The sequence below is a fragment of the Arthrobacter sp. MMS18-M83 genome (assembly GCF_026683955.1).
Lineage (GTDB): Bacteria > Actinomycetota > Actinomycetes > Actinomycetales > Micrococcaceae > Arthrobacter.
In genome coordinates this window covers 1,476,243-1,496,261 of sequence record NZ_CP113343.1, presented here as the reverse complement: position 1 = coordinate 1,496,261, position 20,019 = coordinate 1,476,243, and the positions used below count along the sequence as shown (strand labels likewise).

Annotated in this window: 19 protein-coding genes; 12 read left to right on the top strand and 7 right to left on the bottom strand. The window is 63.1% G+C overall.

Annotated elements, in window-relative coordinates:
* Window positions 1-61: 61 nt before the first annotated feature.
* The 3 genes from OW521_RS07040 to OW521_RS07030 form a co-directional block, all read right to left on the bottom strand.
* Window positions 62-271, bottom strand: coding sequence for a dodecin (locus OW521_RS07040; RefSeq protein ID WP_184740694.1), 210 nt, complete (start codon window positions 269-271; stop codon window positions 62-64).
* Window positions 272-617: 346 nt separating this feature from the next.
* A complete protein-coding gene (locus tag OW521_RS07035) occupies window positions 618-1,319 on the bottom strand; it encodes a FadR/GntR family transcriptional regulator (RefSeq protein ID WP_268024072.1) in 702 nt (233 codons plus the stop codon).
* Window positions 1,320-1,347: 28 nt separating this feature from the next.
* The gene (locus OW521_RS07030) at window positions 1,348-2,169 is read right to left on the bottom strand and encodes an alpha/beta fold hydrolase (protein WP_268024071.1); all 822 of its coding nucleotides are present in this window, start codon (window positions 2,167-2,169) and stop codon (window positions 1,348-1,350) included.
* A gap of 130 nt (window positions 2,170-2,299) precedes the next feature.
* Between OW521_RS07030 and OW521_RS07025 the strand changes: the two genes are divergently transcribed.
* The 5 genes from OW521_RS07025 to OW521_RS07005 all read left to right on the top strand — a co-directional run bounded on the left by OW521_RS07025 (window position 2,300) and on the right by OW521_RS07005 (window position 7,628).
* On the top strand, window positions 2,300-3,823 hold the full coding sequence (locus OW521_RS07025) for a four-carbon acid sugar kinase family protein (RefSeq protein WP_268024070.1): 1,524 nt from the start codon (window positions 2,300-2,302) through the stop codon (window positions 3,821-3,823).
* A 17-nt stretch (window positions 3,824-3,840) separates the two neighbouring features.
* Complete coding sequence (locus OW521_RS07020) at window positions 3,841-4,740, top strand: NAD(P)-dependent oxidoreductase (RefSeq protein WP_268024069.1); 900 nt, start codon at window positions 3,841-3,843, stop codon at window positions 4,738-4,740.
* Between the two features lie 101 nt (window positions 4,741-4,841).
* Window positions 4,842-6,308 (top strand): GntP family transporter, encoded by a 1,467-nt coding sequence (locus OW521_RS07015; RefSeq protein ID WP_268024067.1) that lies wholly within the window; start codon window positions 4,842-4,844, stop codon window positions 6,306-6,308.
* Window positions 6,308-7,168 (top strand): class II fructose-bisphosphate aldolase, encoded by an 861-nt coding sequence (locus OW521_RS07010; RefSeq protein WP_268024066.1) that lies wholly within the window; start codon window positions 6,308-6,310, stop codon window positions 7,166-7,168. The genes OW521_RS07015 and OW521_RS07010 overlap by 1 nt, the downstream gene beginning before the upstream one ends.
* A gap of 67 nt (window positions 7,169-7,235) precedes the next feature.
* Entirely contained in the window at window positions 7,236-7,628 is a 393-nt protein-coding gene (locus tag OW521_RS07005; RefSeq protein WP_268024065.1) for a DUF1304 domain-containing protein, read from the top strand.
* A 244-nt stretch (window positions 7,629-7,872) separates the two neighbouring features.
* On the opposite strand, the gene OW521_RS07000 is transcribed toward OW521_RS07005, so the two are convergent.
* On the bottom strand, window positions 7,873-10,728 hold the full coding sequence (locus OW521_RS07000; RefSeq protein WP_268024063.1) for an aminotransferase class I/II-fold pyridoxal phosphate-dependent enzyme: 2,856 nt from the start codon (window positions 10,726-10,728) through the stop codon (window positions 7,873-7,875).
* A gap of 325 nt (window positions 10,729-11,053) precedes the next feature.
* Here OW521_RS07000 and OW521_RS06995 point away from each other — a divergent pair, with 325 nt between their 5' ends.
* Window positions 11,054-12,400 carry an acyltransferase family protein gene (locus tag OW521_RS06995; RefSeq protein WP_268024061.1) on the top strand — a complete coding sequence of 449 codons (1,347 nt, stop codon included), beginning with the start codon at window positions 11,054-11,056 and terminating at the stop codon, window positions 12,398-12,400.
* Window positions 12,397-12,753, top strand: a complete 357-nt coding sequence (locus tag OW521_RS06990) for a GNAT family N-acetyltransferase (protein WP_234753952.1) — start codon at window positions 12,397-12,399, stop codon at window positions 12,751-12,753. The genes OW521_RS06995 and OW521_RS06990 overlap by 4 nt, the downstream gene beginning before the upstream one ends.
* Before the next feature lie 52 nt (window positions 12,754-12,805).
* On the opposite strand, the gene OW521_RS06985 is transcribed toward OW521_RS06990, so the two are convergent.
* Window positions 12,806-13,018, bottom strand: coding sequence for a hypothetical protein (locus OW521_RS06985; protein ID WP_268024058.1), 213 nt, complete (start codon window positions 13,016-13,018; stop codon window positions 12,806-12,808).
* 359 nt (window positions 13,019-13,377) lie between these two features.
* Here OW521_RS06985 and OW521_RS06980 point away from each other — a divergent pair, with 359 nt between their 5' ends.
* Window positions 13,378-15,030 (top strand): sigma-70 family RNA polymerase sigma factor, encoded by a 1,653-nt coding sequence (locus tag OW521_RS06980; protein WP_268024056.1) that lies wholly within the window; start codon window positions 13,378-13,380, stop codon window positions 15,028-15,030.
* A gap of 148 nt (window positions 15,031-15,178) precedes the next feature.
* Window positions 15,179-15,448 (top strand): hypothetical protein, encoded by a 270-nt coding sequence (locus tag OW521_RS06975; RefSeq protein ID WP_268024054.1) that lies wholly within the window; start codon window positions 15,179-15,181, stop codon window positions 15,446-15,448.
* 246 nt (window positions 15,449-15,694) lie between these two features.
* Here the strand turns inward: OW521_RS06975 and OW521_RS06970 are convergent, their stop codons facing one another.
* On the bottom strand, window positions 15,695-16,012 hold the full coding sequence (locus tag OW521_RS06970; RefSeq protein ID WP_268024052.1) for a hypothetical protein: 318 nt from the start codon (window positions 16,010-16,012) through the stop codon (window positions 15,695-15,697).
* A 477-nt stretch (window positions 16,013-16,489) separates the two neighbouring features.
* Here OW521_RS06970 and OW521_RS06965 point away from each other — a divergent pair, with 477 nt between their 5' ends.
* The 3 genes from OW521_RS06965 (at window position 16,490) to OW521_RS06955 (ending at window position 18,891) form a co-directional block, all read left to right on the top strand.
* A complete protein-coding gene (locus tag OW521_RS06965) occupies window positions 16,490-17,065 on the top strand; it encodes a matrixin family metalloprotease (protein WP_268024051.1) in 576 nt (191 codons plus the stop codon).
* Between the two features lie 27 nt (window positions 17,066-17,092).
* Window positions 17,093-17,668 carry a hypothetical protein gene (locus OW521_RS06960; protein ID WP_268024050.1) on the top strand — a complete coding sequence of 192 codons (576 nt, stop codon included), beginning with the start codon at window positions 17,093-17,095 and terminating at the stop codon, window positions 17,666-17,668.
* A 446-nt stretch (window positions 17,669-18,114) separates the two neighbouring features.
* The gene (locus tag OW521_RS06955; protein WP_268024049.1) at window positions 18,115-18,891 is read left to right on the top strand and encodes an SDR family NAD(P)-dependent oxidoreductase; all 777 of its coding nucleotides are present in this window, start codon (window positions 18,115-18,117) and stop codon (window positions 18,889-18,891) included.
* On the opposite strand, the gene OW521_RS06950 is transcribed toward OW521_RS06955, so the two are convergent.
* Window positions 18,857-19,921 carry an FUSC family protein gene (locus OW521_RS06950; RefSeq protein WP_268024048.1) on the bottom strand — a complete coding sequence of 355 codons (1,065 nt, stop codon included), beginning with the start codon at window positions 19,919-19,921 and terminating at the stop codon, window positions 18,857-18,859. The genes OW521_RS06955 and OW521_RS06950 overlap by 35 nt on opposite strands.
* Window positions 19,922-20,019: the final 98 nt, after the last annotated feature.

The following is a 20,019-nucleotide window of genomic DNA, read 5'->3' as shown; positions in this document are numbered from 1 at the left end:
CACAGAAAAGCTGGCGGCCATCGTCGTTTTCGGTCTTTGTAGGGCCTAACGCTCCAGGTTCCTAACGCTCCAGGCGGAAGCCAAGCTTGATGGTTACCTGCCAGTCGGCAACGGCGCCCTCGCTGAGGTGGCCGCGGATTTCCTTGACCTCGAACCAGTCGAGATTGCGGAGGGTCTGGCTGGCAGCCGCAATCCCGTTCTTGATGGCGGCGTCGACGCCCTCGGACGAGGTTCCAACAATTTCGGAAACGCTATATGTGTGGTCAGCCATTCTTGCTCCTCATGATCGTCCTTGATGCCTGAACTGCGGGCCTGGCAGGCCGTGAAAGCAGACTAGCCGAGACGGCGCCGGGGGAACAGGGGTTGGGCGTGTGTCCGGCCGACGCTCGCTCACTTACGGCTTGTCCCCGACGCTCGCTCGCTCACCTATGGGGCGTTCCCGGCCGACGCTCGCTCACCTTTGAGGCCAAATGGCCGGACGCTCCTGCAGATGATCTGCAGGAGGGTTGGAAAGATGGCCCATATATGTGAGCGGGCGTCCGGGAATTGGCCCGTATACGTGCGTGAGGGTCCGGGGATTGGCCCGTATACGTGAGCGAGGGTCCGGGGGCGCGGGCTTACGCCTCCAGGACGTACGTCTTGAGATCGTCCAGGGTCTGTTGCATGTGCGCGTCCATGGCCTCGCGGGCGCGGGGGGAGTCTCCGGCTTCGAGGGCTTTCAGGATGGCCCGATGATGTCCGATCGCGTGCCGCTGGATGTCGGGGATTTGCGAGGTCTGGGTGCGCCGGGTTTCCAAGACGCGATGCAGGGGTTCGAAGAGCACGGCCACGAACACGTTGCCGGAAGCATGCAGGATGACATCGTGGAACCCGAGGTCCGCCTCGACGAATGCGCTCACGTCATTGGAATCGTGGGCTTTCTGCATGGCGGACACATGAACCTGCAGCTGGTCGATTTCCTCTGGGGAGACCCGTGAGGCGGCGAGTTCGCAGGCGCCGGTCTCGAGCATGCGACGTAGCTCGATGAGCTGGATGGCCGCTGCGGCGTCGTTCTTTCCCTCCGAAGCCGCACGCAATACCGCTTCGAGGGAGGCCCAGCGGTTCAAGGGATTGACGAACGTTCCCCGGCCACGCTCGACGCTCAGGATTCGCTGGGCCTCGAGGGTTTTCATCGCCTCGCGCACGGTCATGCGGCTGACCTCATGCTTTGCACTCAACTCGAGTTCGCCGGGAACCACAGTGCCCGGTGGAAATTCGCCCGCGACGATGCGGTCCAGCAGCTCGTCAGCTACGACGCCGACCAGCGACTTGCGTGCCATGGTGCTCCGTTCTTAGATGTCTGACATCTTACGCCGAGGGTTGCCGGCTTTTGTCCCAAAACGCGCCGAGCGCCACCGCACAAGCATGTGGCTGCTCCCAATGGACGCTGTGCCCCGCGTTCGGGATTGCCACCAGCCTTCGCATGGGGCTGGCCGCCACGAAGGCTTCCGCCTGGTCCAGCGAGCGTAGGCGGTCCCCGACGCCGGCGATCACCAGCGTCGGTGCGGTCACCTTTTCGGGGACATCCGCAGCCACGCCCGCCATTGCCGCGAGGCCGCTAGGCCCCAGGACCTCAAAGGGGAGCTCGAATCCGCGGCTCAGCAGCCGTTCGTCCTCCGTAGGCAACGCCCCGAACCAGGCTTTCATGCACTTGGCGCGCGTCGCGTCGTCAATGAAGCCTTGGCCGAGCTGGGATTCGAGCATTGACTTGAAGGCATCGTTCGGCGGGGCCGGCACCATGCCGATCAGCGCCACACTCGCCACCAGCTCCGGATACGCGGCCGCTAGCGTCAGGGCGACGCTGCCACCCATTGAGTGGCCAACTATGTGAACCGGCGAGGTATCCCGGGCGGCAATCGCTGCAACGGAAGCGGCTGCCGAATCAAGCGTCCATTGGAAGCCCGGAGGCAATGCATCCCCGCGGTGATACCCAGGCAAATCGACGATCCACACTGAACGCCCGGCGTCGAGCAATTCGGCGGCGAGCGGCTCCCAATAAGCGGAAGCCGAAGCCCAGCCGTGCAGCAACAGGACGGGAGGCTGGGACTGAAGGCCCGGCGTCGTGCTGGCGGCCATTGGAAGGCGCATGTCCACGTGCAGTGCCGCGACGGCGGGAGGCTCTTGAAGCATGCGCCAAGCATAGTGACGACTGACACTTGCACACCCGAAAGCGGGTGTGTCACACTAGCATTCAAATATTAGATGTCTGACATCTTACATTTACGTTCAGAAGCAGAGATTTCCCACGATGGAGTGCACAGTGACCCTTGAAGCCGATGTTCTGGCCGCCTTCCCGGCTGAAGTCCAGATCCCCGCTCAGCTGGTTGCCGACGCCGTAGCAGCGTCTTCCGCAACCTCGCCCCGCGTCCTGGTAGTCCTCGACGACGACCCCACGGGCACCCAGTCAGTTGCCAACCTGCCGGTCCTCACCCGCTGGGAGGTCTCCGATTTCACGTGGGCCTTCGCCCACATCGCGGAAAGCCAGTCCCAGCCCGCGGTGTACGTGCTGACCAACACCCGCAGCCTGGACCCGGTTGAGGCCGCTGCCCGCAACGAGGAAATCGTCCGCAACGCCCTCGCCGCAGCCGGCGACGACGCTTCAGGTTCCAGGCTGCGCCTCGGTTTCGTCAGCCGCTCCGACTCCACCCTCCGCGGCCACTACCCGCTGGAACCGGACGTCATTGCCGCCACTGTCGCTGACGTGACCGGAGAAGCCACCGACGGCGTCGTGATGGTCCCCGCCTTCCCCGACGCCGGGCGCGTCACGATCGGCGGCGTGCACTACATGCGCGGTGCCGGGGACGACGCCGGGAAGCTCACCCCGGTCGCCGAGACCGAGTTCGCCAAGGATGCGAGCTTCGGGTTCGCCAACTCCGAGATGGCCAAGTATGTGGAGGAGAAGTCGCAGGGCCGCTTCGCCGCGGACTCCGTGATCGTCCTCGACCTGAACATCATCCGTGCCGGTGCAGCCGTTGCGAACGGATCCGCCGGAGATCCCGAGCTCTCCGCGAAGGCCATCGCCGACGCTATCGAACCGGCGACGAACTCCACGCCGATCATCGCGGATATCGTCACCGAGAACGACCTCCGCGCACTCGCCCTTGGACTCGAAGAAGCCGAACGCCGTGGCAAGAAGTTGCTCTACCGCGTTGGTCCGCCGTTCGTTCGCGGCCGCATCGGCCAGGAAATCCGCGAAGCGCTCAGCGGCGAGGAAGCCTACGAAGGCAACACTCCCTCCACAGCCGGTGGATTGATCGTTGTTGGCTCGCATGTTGGCCTCACCACGCGCCAACTCAACGTCTTGACGGCCCAACACAGCGCCGCCCGCATCATCGAGATCGACGTTGAAAGACTTCTCGCTAGCGGCGCTGAAGCCTACCTCGACGAAACGGTCGCCGCCGTCGTCGATGCGCTCCACAAAGGCGACGTCATTGTCCACACGAGCCGCCTGCTCATCAAGACCGACGACGCCGCAGCGAGCCTGAAGATTGCCCGCTCCGTCTCTGCCGCCGTCGTCGCAGTCGTGAACCGGACGCTCAAAACCTTCCCGCCGCGCTTCGTGATCGCGAAGGGCGGGATCACGTCCTCGGACGTGGCGGCGCACGGCCTCGAAATCCGCCACGCGATTGTCCGCGGCCCCATGCTGCCCGGCATCGTCTCCCTGTGGGAGCCGGTGGACGGACCCGCCAAGGGCATCCCGTACATCGTCTTCGCCGGCAACGTGGGCGACGACGAATCCCTGGCGCAAGTCACACGCAAGCTCAGCAACACTTTCCAACACTGAATTCAATGGAGAACACCATGACCAGCAATTACACCGTCGCCGTCCTCGGCCTTGGCGCCATGGGCCTGCCGATGGCCAGCCGCCTGGCAACCCAGCTGACCGTCCACGGCTTCGACATCGCCGAACCGCGGTTGAAGCTCGCCGCCGACGCCGGAATCCGCACCTTCGCTTCGGCCCGTGAAGCTTCGGAAAGCGCCGATGCCTTGCTCCTTGCTGTGCGCAACGGTGAACAGCTCGACGACGTCCTCTTCGGCGCCAACGGCGTCGCGCCCGTGCTCAAGCCGGGCGCCGTCGTGATCCTCGGCAGCACTGTCGGTACCGAAGCGATTCCGGCCACTGTCGCCCGCCTGGCGGAGTACGGCGTCGAACTCGTTGACGCACCCCTTTCCGGCGGCCCCAAGCGTGCCGGCGAAGGCGACCTCCTGATCGTGGTGGGCGCTACTCCGGCGGCGCAGGAAAAGGCTCGCCCCGCGCTGGAACTGCTGGCCTCCACCCTGAGCATCGTGGGTGACAAGCCCGGCGACGGCCAGGCACTGAAGACCGTCAACCAGCTCCTCTGCGGTGTCCACATCGCTGCTGCCGCCGAGGCAATGGCACTCGCCGATGCCCTGGGCCTGGACCAAGCCAAGACCCTCGCCGCCCTGGAAGCAGGTGCCGCCGGCTCGTTTATGCTGTCCAACCGCGGCCCCCGAATCCTCGAGGCGTACAACGAGGAAGGCGCCGAGGTCCTCAGCCGCCTGGACATCTTCGTCAAGGACATGGGCATCGTCGGCAAGGCCACCCGCGCCGCCGGCCTGGCCGCACCCGTTGCCGCCGCTGCCGAACAGCTCTACCTCCTCGGCCAGGCCCAAGGCCTCGCCGCCGCCGACGATTCAGCCGTCATCAAGGTCGTCGCGCCCACCAGGCGCACAAACTAACCCCTCGCACAACCCGCGACGACGGCGGTCCCCCTCCGCCCGTCGTCGCCCTTCTCGCCTGCCTCAAGTCCAGGTTGGCGTTGTCAAAGGAGACACCCCCGATGAATCCCCTCATCAATTCCTTGGCAGTCCGGGCAGCTGATGCCCCTGCCATCAAGCCGGCCGTGGAGCTTGGGACTCCGCTGCTGCTGACCATCGCCGTTGCGGGCGTCGCGCTGCTGTTGCTGATGATCATCCGCTTCAAGATCCAGGCCTTCGTGGCATTGCTCGCCGTGAGCATCCTGGTTGCCGTCGCCGCGCAGATCCCCCTGGCGGACGTTTTCACGGTTGTTGCCAACGGCGTGGGCGGAACCATGGGCAAGGTTGCGCTGCTGATTGCCCTCGGAGCCGTGTTGGGCCGCATGATCGAAGTGTCAGGCGGCGTGCAATCGCTGGCCAACCACTTCACCGCGAAGCTCGGAGCCAAGCGCGTCGCCGTGGCCCTGACCGCCGTGGGCTTCCTCGTCGCGATTCCCGTGTTCTTCGAAGTGGGCATCATCGTTCTGGTGCCGATCGTTTACGCCTTCGCGAAGATCGCCAAGATGCACCCCGTCAAGTTCGGCCTTCCCATGGCCGGCATCATGCTCTCCATCCACGTCGCCGTTCCCCCGCACCCGGGCATTGTTGCCGGGGCGGGCGTCATGGGCGCGGACATCGGCCTCATCGCGATGATTTCCCTGATCATCTGCGTGCCCCTGGGCTTCCTGTCCTACTGGGTTGCCAGCATCATGAACCGCAAGGACTACGAACTGCTTCCGGGCGTCCGTGACCAGATCGAGGAATTCGGTTCCGACTCCCTCGTGCGGGTGGGCCACGACGGTCCTGGCGCCAGCGCCGTCGCGCCGCCCCGCCCAGGCCTGATCATTTTCCTCATTGCCGCCCCGATCGTCCAGATCCTGCTTGGGACCGCGGGTACGCTCCTGATCAACAAGAAGGACTACTGGTACGGCGTCGCTTCTTTCGTGGGCAACCCGTTCTTCGCCCTTCTGGCGGCCGTTGCGCTCGCCTTCTTCCTGCTGGCTGTCCGCCGCCAGTGGTCGCTCAATGAAACCGGCGAGATCTTCGAAGGTGCCCTGCCTCCCATCGCCTCGATCCTCATGGTTGTGGCAGCCGGCGGCGTGTTCGGCGGTGTCCTGCAGGTCTCCGGGATCGGCGCGGCGCTGTCCCAGACGCTGGACTCCCTCGGCGTGCCGATCATCCTGCTCGGATTCATCATTTCCTTGGCATTGCGTGCCGCGCAGGGTTCGGCCACGGTTGCCATCGTCACCACCACCGGCCTGCTCTCGGCTGCCGTGGCGCACGGAGGCTACACCCCGGCGCAGATCGCCGTCATCGTGATCGCGATCGGCTTCGGCGGCCTGGGCCTGTCCCACGTGACCGACGCCGGCTTCTGGGTTGTGGTGCGCTACTACGGCCTGACCGTGTCCGATGGACTCAAGACCTGGACCGTGCTCACTACCATCCTTGGGGTCGCCGGCTTCCTGCTCAGCTTTGTCGCCTGGATCCTGGTGGGAGGCTTGGCCCACTGATGCGCGTACGCCTTGACGATCTTGTAGGTTCCGCACTGGAGCGAGGGGCGGCGGTCCCGGCCTTCACGTGCTACGACTTCACCACCGCCCTTGCGGTGGTGGCCGCAGCCGAAAAGTCAGGCCGGGGCGTCATTCTGTTGGTAGCGCCCAAGACTGCCGCCGCTCCGTCCGGTCCGCGGCTGATCGCGGCGCTGCGGGCTCTGGCCGACGACGCCAGCGTGCCGGTCTCGGTGCAACTGGATCATGCCTCGGACCTTGGCGTCATCCGTGACTCCGTGGCTGCTGGTGCCGACGCCGTCCTGGCCGACGGTTCATCCCTCCCGTTCGACGAGAACATCGCCCTGGTTCGCGAGGTCCGGGCGGTCCTGGCAGCCGCCGGCGCGTCCGACGTCGTAATTGAAGCCGAACTTGGCGGACTGGCCGGTGACGAAGACAAGGCTTTCGGCGTTGACACCAGTGCCCATCCCGCAGGCTTGACCGATCCGGACCAGGTGCTGGAATTCGTATACCGCACGGGTGCCCAGCTCCTGGCCGTCGCCGTGGGGAATGCACATGGCCGCTATACCGGCGAACCCAAGCTGCACTGGGAGGTGCTGCAGGATATTGCCTCGCGCATGGAGCTTCCGCTGGTCCTCCACGGCGCGTCGGGCATCCCCGCTGCGGACCTGGTCAAGGCCACGTCCATGCGCGTGGGCAAGGTGAACTTCAATACGGAGCTCCGCACCGGCATCCTCGCCACGCTCGAGGCCGAGACAACTGCGCTCCGGGCCGACGGCGAGAACCTGCAGGGCCTGCTGGGCCGCTGGGACTCCTCGGCCTCGGCCTTCGCCGGAGCAACACTGGACATGCTCAGCCGCTAGGTGGGGGTGGCGCGGCTCGCGGGGGCGGCCGGCGGCCGCGGCGTCGCAGGGAGGCTAGGATCAGCACATGATCCTGGCCTCCCTGCTTTTTGCCCTCATTGCCGGTTTACTGCACGTCTACATCTTCAGCATGGAGTCCATCACCTGGACCCGTCCGGCCACGTGGAAGCGTTTCAGCGTCACTTCCCAAGCCGACGCCGAAACCACCAAGCCCCTCGCCTACAACCAGGGTTTCTACAACTTTTTCCTCGCCATTGGCGCGCTCGCCGGGATCGTCTTTGTCGCGCTCGGTCACCCACAGGTGGGTTGGACCCTCGTCTTCAGTTCGTGCGGCTCCATGCTGCTGGCGGCAATCGTGCTTGCCTTGAGCGGCAAAAAGTACCTCCGCCCCGCGGTTCTTCAGGGCACGACGCCGCTACTCGCCGTCGTGCTCGGCATTCTGGCCGTCGCGCTCGGCTAAACGGAACCCCCGCTCACGTATGTGCCCTCCAGGCCCGTCGCTCGCTCACTTAGGTGGGCTTTTGGAGCGACCCTAGCTCACCTCATGTGCGCGAGCGTCGACAGTATTTGCCCTAAAAGTGATGGAGGGTCGGTGGATTGGGTTGAAGTCTGCAGGAGCGTTTCATGAAGTACGACGGCGGTTGGCGGGCTAACGCTTGACCCGTGCCGGCCGTCGTCGACGTTGCCCGCTAAGTGCCATCTGGTTACGAGGGTTTGCCCGTCAGGACCCTGAATCCCAGCTCGGCATTGAATCCGTGGATCTCCCTCGTATCCAGAGCTGACATGAAGGCCAGGATTTCCTCCGTGATGACCTGTCCGGGAACCAAAACAGGGAATCCGGGCGGGTAGGGGGTGACGAAGGACGCCGAGACCATTTCTTCGTCCGCAGCGACCTTGCGTGCGAGTTCGGCCGCATTGAAGTATTCGCATGATCCGGCTTTGTAGCTCTCGAAGTAGGCTGCACGCATGTTGCCATCGGGAGTTTCTGCGTCTTTGCGGAATCGCTCGGCGAAGCGACTGAAGTCCGGCAGCGGTGGCGGCGTGCTGGTCAGCGCGGCAACGCGGGCATTGCGGGCCCGTTGCCCCAATCCGCTCAATCCGGATTGCTCGTCTTCAAAGGTTTCGGCCAGCTTGACCAGAACCTCGACGAGGTAGGCAACGGCACTCCGCGAGGTACCAATGTTGGTCATAAAGAGCACGCTGTTCCTCGACGTCTTGTTGACCTGGATCCCGTACTTGTCCATCAGGTAGTCGTGCTTGAAAGTGTCCCCGTCCACGCCGGTGAGGCCGATGTGCAGGGTCAAACGGCTCGGATCAACAACGAACTCGTCCCGCTCCCAGGCCTCCGACATCGCGGCCAGTCCGTCCCGCAGGGGCATTTGCCGGCTGGTCTCGCGGTATTGCGCCGGAATGAGGTCTCTGGTGCCGAGCACGCGGAAGTACTTCTTCAGCAGGGGATGCCTGGCCACGGCCTGGGCGATGCTGACGGCGAGGTCGGCCTGCCGTTGCACCAGTTCGTAGCCTTCGAACTCGACCTGCCGCCGTCCCATGTCCAGCGAGGCCAGGATCTGGTAGTTGGGCGAGGTGGAGGTGTGCGTCATGTACGCCTCCCGGAAGCTCTCCTCATTCAACTGGCCGAAATCCTGGTCATGGATGTGGATCATGGACCCTTGGCGGAGCGACGTCAGGGTCTTGTGGGTCGACTGGGTCGAGTAGACCCTCAGGCGGGCCTTAGACGGATCGGGCAGGAGCCGCGTCTTCAAGAGCAACTCATCACATACTGAATCCAGGCCGTCAGCCTCGCCATCCTGCCCGCCGGCCGCCCCAAGCTCACGCAGTTGCTGGGCGTAGCGCCGCGCGTAGGCCGGATCCGCGAACGACTTTTCGAGTGAACGCGCCGAGGCCATGGCAGTGCGACGGCGGTAGATGTGGTGGAAGCCCGCGAACGCGAACCACGCCTCGTCCCACAGGAATACCAAGTCCGGCTTAATGGCCAGGCACTCTTCCATGACCCGTTCAACGTCGTAGACGATGCCGTCGAAGGTGCAGTTGGTGAGGGCGAGCATCTTGACCTCGTGAAGCCTGCCGGCCCGGCGGTAGTCCAAGAGCATCCGTTTGATGCTCTCCAAGGGAACTGCGCCGTAGAACGAGAAATCGTTCAACGGGTATGCATCCAAATAGGAGACCTGCGCGCCAGCCAGCATGAGGGCATAGTGATGCGATTTGTGGCAGTTCCGGTCCACCAGGACAACATCCCCAGGCGCAAGAATCGATTGGTGCACGATCTTGTTAGCCGTTGAGGTTCCGTTGGTGACAAACAGCGATTTTTGGGCACCGAATGCCCGGGCAGCCAGCTTCTGTGCCTGCTTGAGGGACCCGTGGGGATCCAACAACGAATCGAGCCCGCCGGACGTGGCGGAGGTTTCGGCCAGCAGCAGGTTGAGGCCATAGAACTCGCCCAGGTCGTTGATCCACTTGGAATGGATAACTGATCCTCCCCGGGACACCGGCAGCGCATGGAAGACACCGGCGGGTTTGCGGCTGTATTGCTGGACCGCGTGGAAGAACGGCGCCTCATATCGTTCAGCGACGCCCGCCAGCAAGGACAAATGGAGTTCCAGCCCATCCTGGCGGCGGAATATCCGGCGGAATCGGCGGCTCAAGGAACCTGCGAGTCCTTCGATCCCCACTCCCGCTACCAAGTAGAGGTCAAGTTCGGGGCGGAGTTGGCCCAGTTTCTCCGCCAGGCTCAGGATGCGGTCCAAGGGGCGCTCGGGGAGCGAACGGCCTAAGAACCCGTCCAGGAAACCGCGCATGTCCCGGCCCAGGCGTTGCCGGCTGTTCAGGACAAATCCAGGCCGCAGGACACACGCTTGGATATCAGGGTTGAGGAGGACGGCCACGATGGCGTCCTCGAAACTCGGGACGAACACGAGCTCGTAGTTGAAGACGTCGGCGGGGCGCCGCTGGTTGAGAAGTTCTGCTTGAAGGGCTTCACGGTCCACGTTGGAGACGTCGTCGATCACCAGGACCTCGAACCGCTTGCGCGATTCGGCGGGTTCTTCAATCCTGTCCGCCTCGCGTTCGGTGTCCGTGGACGGTTCCGGGGCGTGCTGGTTATGGCCCGCAACGCGCCGCGCGACCGGCTCTATGAGGCCCAATGCTTCAGAGTATTCCCCGGCTTCCAAGCTTCGCCGCAGTTCCGTGACATATTGCGGCCCCGGAGCCGCCCAATACATTTCGAGCGATTCCAGCAACGGCAGCAACCTTCGAACTTCCCGTGGCAGATCCCGGGGCCCCTGCGCAAGGCGGGCGCCCGCCGCTGGCCTCGCGCTTGCGGCAGCCAACTGCTTGACGGCGTAGCCAAGGAACTCCCAAGCATCTGCCCGTACCCGCCAGGCACTGCTCGGGACCTCGCCGCCGGTCTCTGAATCGTCGGAGGCATGTGGTTTTGCCCTCGGCTCAGGGCCGAGGCCAATCGCCGTGCCATGGGCAATGGAGGAGGCTGAAGCGAGGGGAAATGGGGCTGATTGCACTGTCGCTAAATCGGCGCGTGCCACGATGACTCCTTTGTCATGGATTGATAGCACTCTCTACTAAACGCCGGGATTCGCCGCACCGCAGGGCAATTGTTGGGGTTGCCGTCTGGGTTTCCAGATGCAGGCGAACCAGACCCTCGCTCACTTTTGGGGCAAAAAGACGAAACCCTCCTGCAGATCATCATCTGCAGGAGGGTTGCGGCCTTTCCGGTTACAGGTGAGTGAGCGTCAGGGGATTTCGCGTCATAGGTGAGCGAGCGTGTGTGGTGCCGACTCCCCGTCCGCCCCTCTGGTTCCCGCGGTCGAGCGGGCGGACAATGGACTCAGCAGTTCGCAGAGGAGTGCAATGGGATTCTTGAGGCAACAGAAGGTATCCGCAGGCCGGGCAGCACTCGGCCGCTCACGGGATCCCGTGATCGATCTGGCCCGGTTCTTCTGCCTCATCCTGGTGGTCCTCTCGCACTGCATGATGGTCAGCCCGGTCCTGCACCCCGATGGCACCGTCACCACCGAAAATACGCTCATGGAACAGCACTGGTTCGAACCCGTCCTATGGGTGTTCCAAGTGATGCCGCTGTTCTTCGTCCTCGGCGGCATCACGGGACTGGAGTCATGGCGTCGGCTGCGTGCGCGCGGCGGCTCCGGCGTCGATTATGCGCAACTGCGGCTCTTGCGCCTCATCCGGCCGGCAACTGCGCTGCTGGCCTCGATGTTCGTGGGGCTGTGGGCAGCACTCCTCCTGGGCGTCGACCCCCAGGTGGTCCAGCTCATCGGCACCGGCGCCGGCATGCCCCTGTGGTTCCTAGCCGCCTACCTTGCTACTCAACTCAGTGTTCCCTTGCTGGCCCGCCTGCACGGGCATTCCCCCTGGCTGACCCTCAGCGCATTGGTGGCCGCGGTGATCACCCTCGACTCATTGCGCGGCGCTTTTCCGATGCTCGCCTTCGTCAACATGCTCTTTGTCTGGTGCGCTGTCCAGCAATTCGGCTTCTTCATTGCCGACGGCATCTTCGCTGGACGGAGCCGGGGCTGGTTCGTGGGGTTGATTGTCGGCAGCAACCTGCTGCTGGGATTCGTGACCGGAATTGGGGTCTACTCCGGGAACATGATCGTGGATCTGAATCCGCCCAACTTCTGCATGCTGCTCCTTGGCCTGTCGCAGGCGGCTACACTGCAGTTGCTGCGCCCGGGCCTGAAATGGGTGGCGCAGGTGCGTTGGATTCGCTGGGTGGTGGCCGTGGCGGGCCGGCGGTCCATGACGGTTTATCTGTGGCATTTGCCACTGCTTGCAGCTTTGTCCGGGCTGCTTCTGCTCACGGATTTCCCCAAGCCGGTGGCCGGCACGGCCGAATGGTGGTGGGCCCGCCCTCTGGTGCTGCTCGCCGTCGTCGTACTTTTGTTGCCGGTCCTACTGCTGTGCGGCAGGCTCGAAGAGCGCCCGACGGCGGCCGTCCACGCGCGCGGCAGGGCGCACGCCGCGGTGGTGACTTCCGGCGTCGTGGTCTTCATCCCCGTGGTGGACGCCGTTGTTAACGGACTGACCCTGACCCTGCTCGGTGGGGGAGCGGCGTGCTTCGCGCTCGCGGTGCTGCTGCTGGGACGGGTGCCGGCCGGAGTCCCTTCCCCGGCTGTTCCCGATGCCTCCACGGTGCCATTGCCAGAGCACGGTTTACGTGCGAATCTCGACTCATGACTGAGTTCACGGATTCAACCGCAGAGTCGTTCAGCCCGGACGTCACAACGGTCAGGAACGACAAATTCCACCGCTACGAGCTTCTGGTTGATGGTGAAGTGGCCGTGATCTCCCAGTTCATGGACAAGCCGGGCCACATCGACTTCCTGCACACCGAGACGCGCTCGCAGTTCAAAGGACGCGGGCTGGCCAAGGTTCTGGCGCACTTTGCCTTGGACGACGTCGTGGCCTCCGGCAAGCGGATCATTCCGCATTGCCCGTTCATCGCCGCCTATCTGCGCAAGCATGAGGGCTACGAACTCGACGTCGATTGGCCGCCGGAGCCGCCTGTGGGGGAACCGGACAACGAATAGTCAGGGCATAGCCCGGGACCAACGCAAGTTTCGAGTCACATGCGATCTGGTGTCACACTAGATTGCCATGGAGCAGGATTCTGACTTGCCGGCCTGCATCCGGGCCGTTGACCATGCGGTGGGGCTCGTAAGAGACGAGCCGGACATACCGGTCTTCTTCCGGGATCTTGAACGCGGAGACCAGGCTCGCGTGGACGGCGTCCATGATGGCGACCTCTTCTTCCGGGGTGTAATACCGGCGAACTTCAACAAGCGAACTAGGCATGCTCCAAAGTAGCACTGGGGACGGTGTTACGCGGCACATCATTTGTACGGACGCCACGATATGGGGAAATTGCTACTAAGTCTGAAATTCCAGACATAAAGGTGCTTCCCGAAAGGGTCGCTTGATCTAGAGATAATTTAGTGATTCGGGCGACTTCATCCCGACGGGTCCCTTAATATCCATATTCATTCTGTAATTCGAGACAGCATCACCAATGGAGCCCTGTTGCGTACCCGGGAAGGGGATGGAGTAGTAATGCCAGGCGATAGAAAACTTCACCCGCGTTACATATCTGATTACATGTCCAGGACCCTCGTGGGGGATTAACATTTGTCGTTCTGCTGTCACACTGGATTGTTATGGAGAGGGATTCTGACTTTGGGTCGAATAGTGTGCGGGTGGCCTTGGTCGGTGAATCCGGCAGTGACCTCAAGATTATGGCGATGGTGCGCGGGGGTGACGCGTCGGCGTTCGACGTCCTCTACCGGCGACATGGGGCAGCCGCCCAGTATGTTGCCCGCGCCCAAACGGACAATGTCAGTGACGCCGACGACGTCGTGTCCGAGGCATTCGCTTCGATTTTCCAGGCCCTCACGGAGGGCAAGGGCCCGGCCCAGTTCTTCCGTTCCTATCTCCTGACTGCCGTGCGGCGAATTGCCCACGACCGGAACCGGAAGGCCAAGCGAACGCTGGCTGTGGGCGACGAATCCAGTTTGGACACGGTTGCCGTTGACGCGGACAGGGTCCTTGAGGCCTTTGAGTCCAGCACCATGGTGAAGGCCTTTACATCCCTTCCGGAGCGCTGGCAGGCGGTGCTCTGGCACGTGGACATCGAAGGACTGAAGCCTGCCGCGGCCGCGCTTTTCATTGGCTTGAGCCCCAACGGCGTCTCGTCGCTGGCGATCAGGGCGCGTGAGGGACTTCGGCAGGCCTATTTGCAGAACCACATCAGCATGGCCAATGACGACTCATGCTTCGAGTATTCAAGCCAGCTCGGAAAGTATGCGCGCGACGGCTTGAAACGTACGTCGCGCGAAAAGGTCGAGGCCCATTTGGAGACCTGTTCGAAGTGCACGGCCGTGCTGGTGGAACTGAACGACGTCCAGGCAGGCATGCGGGCAGTTGTCTTCCCGCTGGTTGCCGGGGTGGCCTTCACACCGGCGGCGGCCGCTGGTTACCTTCCCCCGGAGGCTCTCGCTCCCGGAGTCGGCGGTCCGACCGCAGCCGGACAGCGGTCGGGGAATGTCATCTGGAAGATGGCAATCGCCGCGCTGGTCCTGTCGGGCCTCGCGACTGGAGGGGTTCTCATCCGGCTCGGACAGGCCGCGCCTATCGTCACGGCCGATGCTACGAGCAGCGCGACGGCGGCCCCTCGGACCGTGCCGGAAGCCGCGCCGATACGGTCGGTACCCTCACCAAGCCCGGTTCCGACGTCGGACCCGCCCGCCATAGCGGCCCCCGAGCCGCCCGCGGCCGAGCCTCCTGCGCCCGTTGCTGCGCCGATCGCTTACAGGACGGCACCCGCGGCGGTTCCTGTGCCACAGAAGACGGCCAAGGCGATCAACTCCGCAGCGGTTGTCACACCCCCTGTTCTACGACCCTCCGCAACGGTCGCCACTACCCCGGTTCCGCAACCTTCCCCCACGACGGCGCCACCCCCGCAAACCGTCTCGGCTTCCTTCGGCAGTCAGCCAGGCACAGGGCAGCCCGAACGTCAGATCGACGTGGCCTTCTCGCTCCACGGCGATGGCACGCCGACCACGGGCGAAACGCTCTTCAGCCTTTCACCCGAGGCAGCATTCGTCCCCGGGAAACTCCTTGCGCCAGCCGGCTGGACTTGCCCGGACCAGTCGTCTGGCTATATCCGCTGCACTACGTCATCCATCGACCCCCACAGCCTCGACTTCAGGCTGGACGCCATGATCTCCAGCGGTGCCGATCACGCCACGCTGAGCTATCAATTCAGCGGACAGCGCATCGCCCCGACGACATTCACCAACACTTTCCACTAGACACGCCGGGCGCTGCGGTCAAAGGCGGGCCGCTGGACCTGAACGATCCGAAAGTCGCCGAGCAAGACGCGAAGATCCGCGCCGCTGGAGTCTAGGTGCTTTCCGCTTCAACCACCCCTTACGCTCCGGTGGGCGCCAAGGGAAGCAAGTGTCAGGACCACTGGTTGCTCCCATGCTGTACCCGTCGGGCTGCGGACTGTCGGTATGGGTGTACCAGGATGGCGGTGCGATCATCTCAAGCAGCCAGACCTCGTGTCCGTACAACTTCTCAACCGCTGACATGGATTCGTGGTTGGGGTTTTACGCGTGGTTCAGTTACAACAACCAGGTGGCGGCCAAGACGGCGTATTCGGGTCCGGCGAGCTCGTTCACAAACACCTACGGTTACTGGTGCGCCAACGGAAACAACACCTCATAAAGGAGTGAAACGTACGGTGAGCTGTTCCTTGGCAATACCCGTTACACCGCAGCGGCATACGACGAACTCCACGACGTCCCCTGTGGAACCTGAGTCCGCCAGTTGACCGTGGAGGGTATACGCTGCTGGGGAGCGCATACTCCTCACGGATTTCGCGTCGGGTTTGTTCCCGAACGCTTCGCTCCGCCGTGGGGGCGGAAGACATTCACCAACACTTTCCACTAGACACGCCGAAGGGCGGGAAAGTCATGGGCCGGTGGGGAACTTGCCTGTGGTGGTGTGCTGCGCCGCTTCCTCTGCACTCTCCGCCATCGTCGGCTTGCCCAGGAGGAGCGACTGGTACGTATCCGCCGCTCCAGCCACGGGCGAGAAGGCTTCACGGATCTTGTGTCCACGCCTGGCGCGGATCAGCTTGACCGTGATCCCGGCGGCGATAGCGAGCCAGAACGCGACCACAGCGAAACTGATGAGATTTCTGTAGCCATCGGCTTCAAAGTACGAATAGATTGCCACTGCAGTCAGCGCCAGCGTGCAGCCAAGTGCAATTAGGACCTTAAGCTTCACTGCCCCACCCCCTGTGACTGCTATGAGACTGCGGGCTGAATCTAGTCGAAACTGTTTGCGGATGGCTCCTGCCCTGAGCCACAATGCCGAGAAATGATTTTGCAGCTATTGTAAGACCGCGTCCTCTGGAATATCCTCATTCCATATCTCACATCTGAAGGAGATATAAGGGGGAATTGAGGGGGAAATGATTCGGGCATTGAAGCCGGCCAAGCGCGTGCGTTTGGCGGCAATCACTGGCTTGATGATCACGGTTGTCTCACCGAGAGCATAAGTTTAGAGACATATTCCCTCCGCATGGGAAGGCCTTCTACCGGGCGCGATTCTGGATATTGCAAAGCGCGCGCCGGGGCCTTATGGGGGATTGTTTGGCAAATTCCGTGAGAGGTTTTGTCCTTTGCGGGGTGCAGTGCCATCCGCCCGCCATACGTAGAACCCGCAACGACCCATTCCTATTACGGAAGGGAAGTAGCGCTCATGACAATCAGAAACAGGCGTCGACTTGGGCAAAGTTCGCTGACCGCGGGGTTGGTGATACTGCTGATATCAGCACTTGGTACGAGCCCTGCAGAGGCTTACACCCTCGAAGGGGTCCGGTGGGAAAACACCCCAACCAGCGGGTGCTGCGCAAGCATCACCGTCCAATACCAGGCGAACATGTACGGCATCAACATCACCGGATGGAATAACGGGCGTTCGGTGTGGAATGCCGCCCCGGACAACATCTATCTACCCAGCGGCGGCGGGGCGCTCACCGTCGATGACGCGTACGCTTCCACGGTCGACTGGGACGGCATCACCTATTACGCGTGGCACGGCTGCTCGACCGGAAACTGCTTCAGCTATGCCAACGCGTACCTGAATTACTACTACACGTCCGGATACTCAGCGGCCACCATCCAAGGGGTTGCCGCGCACGAGTTGGGCCACGCCATCGGGCTGTCCCACAGCAATGGCTGCGTCCTGATGACCCCGAACACCGGCACGCGGAACAGCTGCGGAATCTATGTTCCTACACAAGATGACGCCAACGGCGCCGTCGCCCTGTACTAGCGGCGTTGATCAGAGAGGATGATGAAAATGAAGACTCATTCCATGAGGAGGCAGCTGGTGCACGGTGCGGTTTCGGCGATGATCGCTGGTGCCGCGGTTGCCGGCCTTTCCGGTTGCTCCAGCTCCGCGAGTCCGGCGGACACCCCGGCCACCACGGTAGGCATGGATGCCAGTTGGGCCGAAGGCTACAACAATCTTGCGGACTTGAAGGCCCACAGTAAGTTGGCGGTTCAGGGAACATTCACTCGGGTAATAGCGCAATCCAGCATCAAAACCATTCCGGTCACCGATTTTGAATTCACCGTCGACAAGGTCCTCCACGACCCGGGCCACCTTGTGACGGCCGGAGCCAGGCTGACCGTGCGCCAGACGGGCGGCACCGTGGACGGCGTTCTCCACCAGATCGCCGATGACCCGCTGTTCAAGATCTCCGAGAATGCTGTGTTGTTCCTGAAACAACCCGAACCCGGCCTGTTCTATGTGGTCGGCGGCCCTTCCGGCCGTTTTGAGGTTGCCAACGGCAAGGTCAGTCCTTTCGCTCCCGACGGTGCCAAGTTCAGCGGTTCCCCGGCAGACTTCGCGACAGCCGTGAAAAACTCCTGACCTCTCAAATGGGAGACCAGCAACCAAATATGCTAAAGGGCCCTGCCAACGGCAGGGCCCTTTATCTTTCGGATGGATCGTCATCGATTACGAACTGCCGAATGGGTGGACAACATCTTGCTCCGCGCCACGTTCTGACGGTGACGGGGTTGGGTTTGCGCGCGTCCGGCCCGTCAAGCTCGTCAAGGACGTTTGCCAACACTTTCCACTAGGAACATTTGGTGCCAATCGGGCCCCTCGAAAATTAGTTTCACTTTTCGCGTCATGAATTGCGAACAACACCCATTTAATTAAGTGGGTGGCCGTTTCTCAACACTCACCGGAAAACTGAATCCCTCTTGTGCGAGAGGCGCCGGGGCAGGCGTTCTTGGAGCATCATGAACCCCACGGCGAAGTCAGCCCAGGGCGCGACCCACTCGGGGGCCCGACGGGACTAGTCTGGGCGCATGACAACTCGTGCCAACGAACTCACAGCCTTGGTCACCGGTGCTACCGCCGGTCTTGGGGCGGAATTCGCCCGCCAACTGGCCGAATCCGGCCACCACCTCGTCCTCGTAGCCCGCGACGAAGGCCGACTGCGGGCCGCCGCGGAGATGCTTGAACGGGACTTCAGTATCTCGGTGGAGGTTCTGCCCGCCGACCTGACCTCCGACGTCGGGGTTGCGGCTGTGGCGGACCGGTTGCGGGACGCTTCGCGGCCGGTGGACGTTCTGGTCAACAATGCCGGTATAGGTCTCCTGAAGTCTTTCGAGAAGAACGATCTGGAAGACGAAAAGCGGCATTTGCGCCTGCATGTCCAGACGCCTCTGGAGCTGTGCCACGCGGCCCTCCAAGTGATGCTGGCCCGCAAGACTGGCCGGATCATCAACGTCGCGAGCGTTGCAGCCTTCGCGAACCGCGGCAGTTACTCGGCGGCCAAGGCCTGGCAGGTCAGCTTCAGCCGCTGGGCCAACCTTGCCTATGCAGGCAACGGGGTGAAAGTCACGGCGGTGTGCCCGGGCTTCACCCACACGGAATTCCACGATCGCATGGGCATGGACAAATCGGTCGCTCCGCGCTTTCTGTGGCTGAAGGCAGAACGCGTTGTCCGGGAAGGTCTGGAAGACAATGAGCGGGGTAAGGGGATATCTATCCCGACTAAGCGCTACAAGGTGATCACCGCCGTCGCGCGCGTCCTGCCAGCGAAGCTTACGGCAGGTCCGCCGCGCCGCCCCGCGAAGTAGTCCTCCGCGGCTGGACCAGCACCGCCACAGCAATCCCGATCACCGCGCCCACGAAAGTCTCCACCCCACGTTCCAAGACGAGCACCTCAGGATCTGCAGGGGCCGCCAGTTGGGTCATGAGCAGGATGACCGGGGTGAAGAACACCATGGCCCAGCCGTAGTGCCGAGCCATGAACAACTCGGTGGGGAACTGGAAGCCGATCACCAGCAGGGCCAGGATAAGTGCGGTTTGTCCCGGGAAATACTGCAGTGGGGACAGTGGTCCGGGAAAGAGTACGACGGCGACAATCGCCAATCCGAGGAACGTCCCCACGATGCGGTGGATGCCGCGGTGTAGCCGGCTGGGCATGTCGGCCCCGGCAAGTGGTACTGCGGCGGCAGCCATGGCCCAGTGCGGGTGGCCGCTGCCTGTGAGCACTCCGCAGGCGCCTGCCGCGCCGACCGCGAGCACATACCGGGCCGCGTGGACGCCGGCTGCTTGGCGCAGCTGCGCGCTAAATGCCGGAATGTCCCGGATGGCGCCGCGTTCCCAGGCCCGGTGCCGGAGCCATCCGGCAAAACCAACTACCATCGAGAACGCTGCCGAGGCTGCGCAGATCAGGACCGCAGCAAAGAAGGGTATGGCCGCTGGGACCGACGCACATGCCCCCAACGCCAGGATTCCGAAGAAAGGGCCGTTGGGCTTGAGCCCTACCTTGTCCGAGAACAGCGAACCTACGCCCGCCAGGAGCGCCTCCACCGCTACCAATCCCCATGAATGGATATGGGAGACAGACAAAAACGTGCCCACCGAGACGCCGGCCACGAGCACTGCGCCTGCCTGGGCCTGGTGCTTGAGCCGCAGTTGGTGTGACTCGGCACGGCCGTACATGCCAGTAAGGGCGCCGAACACGGCGTAGATGATGAGGTCCGGCCGGCCGAGAGCCAGGAGCACGAGTGCAGGCACGGCAACGCTCAGTGCGACCCGGACGGCAGCAAGGTGATCGTTGCTTACCGGCGGAACGGTGTGAAGCGCGCGGGCATGGGACATGATTGATCGCAACGGGACACCACCAATCATTTCAGCCGACCATCGGAAGTTACCAGCGCCTCAAGATCCGCGCCATTAGCTGGGTCACAACGTTGCTG

Coding starts and splice junctions, on each gene's coding strand:
- OW521_RS07040 (WP_184740694.1), bottom strand. CDS start 271: ATGGCTGACCACACATATAGCGTTTCCGAAATTGTTGGAACCTCGTCC.
- OW521_RS07035 (WP_268024072.1), bottom strand. CDS start 1,319: ATGGCACGCAAGTCGCTGGTCGGCGTCGTAGCTGACGAGCTGCTGGAC.
- OW521_RS07030 (WP_268024071.1), bottom strand. CDS start 2,169: ATGCTTCAAGAGCCTCCCGCCGTCGCGGCACTGCACGTGGACATGCGC.
- OW521_RS07020 (WP_268024069.1), top strand. CDS start 3,841: ATGACCAGCAATTACACCGTCGCCGTCCTCGGCCTTGGCGCCATGGGC.
- OW521_RS07015 (WP_268024067.1), top strand. CDS start 4,842: ATGAATCCCCTCATCAATTCCTTGGCAGTCCGGGCAGCTGATGCCCCT.
- OW521_RS07010 (WP_268024066.1), top strand. CDS start 6,308: ATGCGCGTACGCCTTGACGATCTTGTAGGTTCCGCACTGGAGCGAGGG.
- OW521_RS07005 (WP_268024065.1), top strand. CDS start 7,236: ATGATCCTGGCCTCCCTGCTTTTTGCCCTCATTGCCGGTTTACTGCAC.
- OW521_RS06995 (WP_268024061.1), top strand. CDS start 11,054: ATGGGATTCTTGAGGCAACAGAAGGTATCCGCAGGCCGGGCAGCACTC.
- OW521_RS06990 (WP_234753952.1), top strand. CDS start 12,397: ATGACTGAGTTCACGGATTCAACCGCAGAGTCGTTCAGCCCGGACGTC.
- OW521_RS06985 (WP_268024058.1), bottom strand. CDS start 13,018: ATGCCTAGTTCGCTTGTTGAAGTTCGCCGGTATTACACCCCGGAAGAA.
- OW521_RS06980 (WP_268024056.1), top strand. CDS start 13,378: ATGGAGAGGGATTCTGACTTTGGGTCGAATAGTGTGCGGGTGGCCTTG.
- OW521_RS06965 (WP_268024051.1), top strand. CDS start 16,490: ATGACAATCAGAAACAGGCGTCGACTTGGGCAAAGTTCGCTGACCGCG.
- OW521_RS06960 (WP_268024050.1), top strand. CDS start 17,093: ATGAAGACTCATTCCATGAGGAGGCAGCTGGTGCACGGTGCGGTTTCG.
- OW521_RS06955 (WP_268024049.1), top strand. CDS start 18,115: ATGACAACTCGTGCCAACGAACTCACAGCCTTGGTCACCGGTGCTACC.
- OW521_RS06950 (WP_268024048.1), bottom strand. CDS start 19,921: ATGTCCCATGCCCGCGCGCTTCACACCGTTCCGCCGGTAAGCAACGAT.